The sequence below is a fragment of the Streptococcus mitis genome (genome assembly GCF_001579035.1).
In the GTDB taxonomy this organism is placed as follows: domain Bacteria; phylum Bacillota; class Bacilli; order Lactobacillales; family Streptococcaceae; genus Streptococcus; species Streptococcus mitis_J.
The window spans coordinates 60,126-65,832 of record NZ_KQ970288.1 but is presented as its reverse complement, the minus strand read 5'-3'; the positions used below and the strand labels follow the sequence as shown (position 1 = coordinate 65,832).

5 protein-coding genes are annotated in these 5,707 nt (G+C 36.1%); 4 read left to right on the top strand and 1 reads right to left on the bottom strand.

Features of this window, described 5'->3' with window-relative positions:
- A partial coding sequence (locus SMIDD26_RS13030; protein WP_246746957.1) for an ATP-binding cassette domain-containing protein occupies nucleotides 1-875 on the top strand: 875 nt, incomplete at its 5' end.
- A gap of 37 nt (nucleotides 876-912) precedes the next feature.
- Here SMIDD26_RS13030 and mntE read toward each other — a convergent pair.
- Nucleotides 913-2,097 (bottom strand): CDF family manganese efflux transporter MntE, encoded by a 1,185-nt coding sequence (gene mntE / locus SMIDD26_RS06455; protein ID WP_061439606.1) that lies wholly within the window; start codon nucleotides 2,095-2,097, stop codon nucleotides 913-915.
- Between the two features lie 164 nt (nucleotides 2,098-2,261).
- On the opposite strand from mntE, the gene SMIDD26_RS06450 reads away from it, so the two are divergent.
- The 3 genes from SMIDD26_RS06450 to SMIDD26_RS06440 all read left to right on the top strand — a co-directional run.
- Nucleotides 2,262-3,872, top strand: a complete 1,611-nt coding sequence (locus SMIDD26_RS06450) for a hypothetical protein (RefSeq protein ID WP_061439605.1) — start codon at nucleotides 2,262-2,264, stop codon at nucleotides 3,870-3,872.
- A gap of 1 nt (nucleotide 3,873) precedes the next feature.
- Entirely contained in the window at nucleotides 3,874-4,896 is a 1,023-nt protein-coding gene (locus tag SMIDD26_RS06445; protein ID WP_061439604.1) for an acyltransferase family protein, read from the top strand.
- A 1-nt stretch (nucleotide 4,897) separates the two neighbouring features.
- Nucleotides 4,898-5,707: glycosyltransferase family 2 protein (locus SMIDD26_RS06440; RefSeq protein WP_061439602.1), on the top strand; the 810-nt coding region annotated here is incomplete at its 3' end.

Genomic DNA, 5,707 nt, shown 5'->3' with positions numbered 1-5,707 from the left:
AAGATTTTAATCTCTTGGTGCAGGCCAAAGACCGTATTGGAATTGTTGGGGACAACGGTGTGGGGAAATCAACCCTGCTCAATCTGATTGCAGGAAGTCTTGAGCCGACAGCAGGTCAAGTTGTGATTGGGGAAACTGTTCGCATTGCCTATTTCTCTCAGCAAATTGAGGGTTTGGATGAAAGTAAGCGAGTGATCAATTACTTGCAGGAAGTGGCAGAAGAGGTCAAGACCAGTGGGGGTTCTACGACTTCGATTGCAGAGTTGCTGGAGCAGTTCCTTTTCCCACGTTCGACGCATGGAACCTTGATTGAGAAATTGTCTGGGGGAGAGAAAAAACGTCTTTATCTCCTCAAACTGCTCTTGGAAAAACCAAATGTTCTTCTTTTAGACGAGCCAACCAATGATTTGGACATTGCAACCTTGACAGTCTTGGAGAATTTCTTGCAGGGCTTTGCTGGGCCTGTTTTGACGGTTAGCCATGACCGCTATTTCTTGGATAAGGTAGCGACCAAGATTCTTGCTTTTGAGAATGGCAAGATTCGTCCTTTCTTTGGTCATTACACCGACTATCTTGATGAAAAAGCCTTTGAAACAGAGATGGCCAATCAAGTTCAAAAGGCTGAAAAGGAGAAAGTAGTCAAGATCCGTGAAGATAAGAAACGCATGACCTACCAAGAAAAGCAGGAGTGGGCAAGTATTGAAGGCGATATTGAAGCCTTGGAAAACCGCATCGCTGCTATTGAAGAGGAAATGCAGGCCAACGGCTCTGACTTTGGTAAGCTGGCTACTCTCCAAAAAGAACTGGATGAGAAAAACGAAGCACTCCTTGAAAAATACGAACGTTATGAGTATTTAAGTGAATTTGACAGCTAGAGGAATAGAAAAATCCCGTCTCATGGACAGGATTTCTCTATTCTTTTTTGGTTTCTTGATGAAAGATATTTTGCCAAGTCTCATGGCGACGCCAGATACTGGTATGGACGATACCATCTAACTCATAGCAGATGAGTTTGGTCTTTTGACTGATGGAAGTGATTTGGATGTCCTTGATAGCAGAATTCAAGTCTTTTTCGGCTTTATAGGCCTCTTTATCCATCTGATTTCCGTCTTGACGAATATAGACAAAATCGTCAGCCAAGAGCTCTTCCAGTTGATTTCCTTGGTCGATCAATTGTTCGCGCATGAGCAATTTTTTATAGACATTGTCTAAAACTTCATCCTCAGGGATAGGTGCTGGCTCGATATGGACATCGGTATCAAAGACGCCAAAACGTTCCTCCAGCATAGACTCGACTTGATCCGCGATTTCATGACTCTCAAAAACAGACAAGTCAGGATTCATTTCTAGCGTAATATCAAGGTAAATGTTGCTACCGTAGGTACGACCTCTTTGAGATTTAACCTTACTGATTTTAGGAATTTCCATAATGGCCTTTTGGTATTCCTCAAGCAGACGATCGTCAAAACCATCTGAGAGACTAAAGGAAGACTCGATAAAGATATCATAGGCAGTCTTCAAGATAAAGAAAGTGATGATAATGGCAACCAGTTTATCCACAATGGGATAATTGAAACTGCTGGCTAGGATGGCAATGGTAGTACCAAGTGAGGTGACAGCATCAGAAAGATTGTCCTTGGCGGCAGCCTTTAGTGCCTTGGAATTGGATTTCTTACTGAGGCGAGTATTGTAGAGATAGACCACAAACATAATCGCTGCAGAAATGATTCCCAGAGTTGCACCAAGAGGATCAATGACCGTTTCTTCACGACTGAGAATCTTCTGAATGGTATCCCTTAGAACATCAAAGCCAACATAGAACATGATAATAGAAGTGACCAAGCTAGCCAAATCTTCAATCTTCCAGTGACCAAAACGGTGGTCACGGTCTGCAGGCTGGCGCGCCATCCGAATCCCAATCAAGAGGGCAACATTTCCAATGATGTCTGAGATGTTGTTAAAACCATCGGCCACCAAACTGGATGAATGAAGAAGATGACCAGTTGCTAATTTGGCTGCAGACAAGATTAAATAGGTTGAAATGCTGATAATGGCCCCACGCTCAGCTAACTTGAGATTTGAAATAGATTGCTTCATTCAACTTCCTTTCTAGCCACATAACATTCTACCATTATACTGGTTTTCAAGGGAAAATTCAAATAGGATGGATAAAATTAAGAAAATACAAAGCAGAAAATGCTTTTTTTTTTAGGAAACGTGATAAAATTGAAAGGCAATATTTATTCGAAAGAGAGCTTGTAATGATAAATAAAAATATGGTCAGTAGGCTACTTAGTTTAAGTTTTTTATTTTTGCCATTTTTATTTTTTTATCTCTATATATTATTTAGAGGTTTTGAATATCCTGTTGTAGATGATATCATGGTAAATCAAACTATATTATCTGGGGAAAACATGTTATTACCCTACATAGGAATTTTATTATCTTCAGGTTTGGTTTCGATTCAAAAATTAGTTACCAACTGGAATATTTATTTTATTTTTTTAGTTAGTATTTACTGTATTAGTTTTGGTGTCTATGCAAACTTTTTTTGTAAGAAAAAACTGTATCTTTTGATTTCAATAGTGTTTATAGCTCAATTGATACTTATTAAATATTTTTCTTTTTCCGTTATTGCATATTTGTCAGCTACAGCGGCTACTTTTTTACTATTTGATAAAAGATACATTTCAGGACTATCACTATTATTCATTGGTTTATCAATTAGACCTCAGATTATATCTAGCTTTATTTTACTGTTATTCCCTTTCCTGCTCTTTGAGTGGATATTTTCTAAAAAAAGAAAAGAAATTGTTTTATTATTTAGCGTCATTTTACTGATTTTTGCTTCCAATAAACTATATACACTAGGGAAAGCTGATGTACAGGAGTATTTGACATGGAATGCCCTAAGTACGAATTTGAGAGATTATCCTGCTATTGATTATCAAAGACATGCGAATGAATTCGAAACTTTGGGGGTAAGTGAGAATGATCTGAATGTCTCCACCTACTGGTTATTTGCTGAAAAAAAAGCCTTAAGCAATACTCTTTTAACAAACATTCAATCTGTTCGATCCCTTTCAGAAAAATACTCGTTTAATCTGCCTCAGATGATATCAGATTTTTTTAAGAATAGTATTCTGACAACCTTCTTTTTAATGCTGATTAGTTGGTTTTTGATTTTTAAGCCCAAGAAGCTATACGGGTGGTTTGTACCTATTTTCCCTTTACTTTTAATTGGAGCTCTTTTTGTTAGACAGAGGGTAGTAGAGCGAGTATATATCCCTATAATAGTATGTTTCTTATTAGTATTTATTTACTATGCTCGATCATTTTATGAAAAAAGAAGTTTATTTGATAATAGGAAGGTGTTTCTTAGCATACAAATAATGGGAATACTAGGAGGAGCAGTATGGATAAATAAGCTTGGACAAGAACTGTATTGGTTTCCCTATATTCAATCGTCAGTAGTATCAGAGTACCAGTCTCTTATACAAAGGAATTCGGATAAACTTATTGTTTTCGGTGGATATGGCACTTTGGTTTCTTCACAGCCTACATTGTCAACTTTTAAATTAAGACCCAATCAGTTAGTGACAAATACGACAACATTAGGAAATTGGCAGACTTTTTCTCCTCATTATTATCAACAAATGAAGAGATACGGAGTTGAGGAACCTGATAATCTGTTGACTTCTGCAATCAACAATCAGAATATCCTCTTCTTTTGGTCCACTTCCTCTGGGAATATGGATAGTGTTAAAAAAATCATGAAAGAACATTATCAGAAGGATGTTTACTTTGAGGAAGTTGAATCTGTCACTTCAGATATGAGTGTTTATCGATTAAAATTAGGAACAGGAGGATAGTATGAAGAAGCGAATTAGTTACATAGATATGTCTAAAGGTTTAGCGATTATATTAGTTATCATTGGACATAGTAGCTTCGTTCCAAATAATGCTAAGTTGCTTCTCTATGCATTTCACATACCGTTGTTCTTTTTCTTATCTGGTTTTACTTTGAATGTTAGAAAATACGAAACCTTCTCAGGCTATTGTTTAAATAAGGTAAAGAGTTTAGTCCTTCCTTTTTTCTTGCTAAATAGTTTTGTTTTTCTGTTTCAACTTTTTGTCATGTATCCTGATCAAGTTTTGAGTTTTAATATTCTTCATTTTATAAAACAATTACTGCTTTCAGATCGGTTGCATATTTATTTTCAATTGTGGTTTTTGAATGTTTTGTTTTTGGCTCATGTTTTCAGCTACTTTATTTTAAAGAAAAGATGGAATTTGGGACAGTGGGTGATAATAATCCTATCTCTCTTGGTTTCAGTTTATCTGGGACAAAAGGTATATGAGAGAGAGTACTATTTAATTTGGAATATTGATTTAGTTCCTGTCGCTATGATTTTTATCTTGCTGGGAGTATGGACTAAGAATAATTTACATCAATTAGAAAAGTATTTTTCAATTTACTTTTTACCGATAGGACTTATTCTTACCAATTATAGTAGTAAACTAAACTATCGAGTGAGTGGCTATCAAATTGTTGATTTGTATTATCAGCAAATTGGAAATCATTTCTTATTTTACTTGGCAGCTATTTCAGGAATTTGGAGTGTTCTTATATTTTTTAAAACACTTCCAGAGAGTTCCATTATGAAATCAATCGGACAAAAAACATTGATTTATTATGGAGTGCATTCGCCGATAGTTTTGGTATTGGTAGAAAAATTAGTCAAAGAGTTGTCTGCTAAATATACTGGAATTTTTGTCAATCAATATATAACGACAGTTTTTGTAGCCATATTGACAATTTTGGGCTGTGAATTGATAGTCAGGATGTTTAGAGGAACTAACTTTCCTTTTGGGATAAAAAGAGTAGGAGAATAGCATGAGCAGGAAAAATCCAATTTTATATATTGTTGTTCCATGTTATAACGAAGAGCAAGTCCTACCACATACTAATCCAATGTTCGTTGAAAAAATTGAACAATTAGTGAAGAAAGAAGTAATCCATCCTCTTAGTAAAATCATGTATGTAAATGATGGTAGTAAGGATCGGACTTGGGAACTAATAGAAAGTTATGCTAATTCCATTCCTTCTGTAGTTGGTGTGTCGCAAAGTCGTAATAGGGGGCATCAGAGTAGCGTTCTTGCAGGGATGTATGAAGCTATTCAGTTTGCTGATATAGTCATTACCATTGATGCCGATGGACAAGATGATATTAACTGCATGGACAATATGGTTTCGGAGTATAAAAGTGGTTCGGAAATTGTCTATGGTGTACGGGATAATCGTGACACGGACTCTGCATTTAAACGAATTACAGCTGAAGGTTTCTATAAGGTACTACGCTTATTTGGAGCAGAAGTTGTTTTTAATCATGCCGATTATCGCTTGGTTTCTAAAAGATTCTTGAAGGAATTAGAAAAATTCACTGAAGTGAATCTATTTCTTCGTGGTTTAATGCCTTTAGTTGGTTTTAAATATTCTTACGTTTCATATAAGCGCCATGAACGAATTGCTGGTGAGAGCCACTATCCACTATCTAAAATGCTTGGTTTGGCTATGGATGGTATTACCAGTTTATCAATCAAACCGATTCGCTTGATTACAAGTTTTGGGGTCTTGACATCACTCTTTAGTTTTCTGTTGATTACTTGGGTTTTATGGAGTAAGGTTGCTGGTACGGTTGTGGCA

Bases quoted from the DNA above. Each gene is read 5' to 3' on its own strand.
- mntE (WP_061439606.1), bottom strand. From the start codon at position 2,097: ATGAAGCAATCTATTTCAAATCTCAAGTTAGCTGAGCGTGGGGCCATT.
- SMIDD26_RS06450 (WP_061439605.1), top strand. From the start codon at position 2,262: ATGATAAATAAAAATATGGTCAGTAGGCTACTTAGTTTAAGTTTTTTA.
- SMIDD26_RS06445 (WP_061439604.1), top strand. From the start codon at position 3,874: ATGAAGAAGCGAATTAGTTACATAGATATGTCTAAAGGTTTAGCGATT.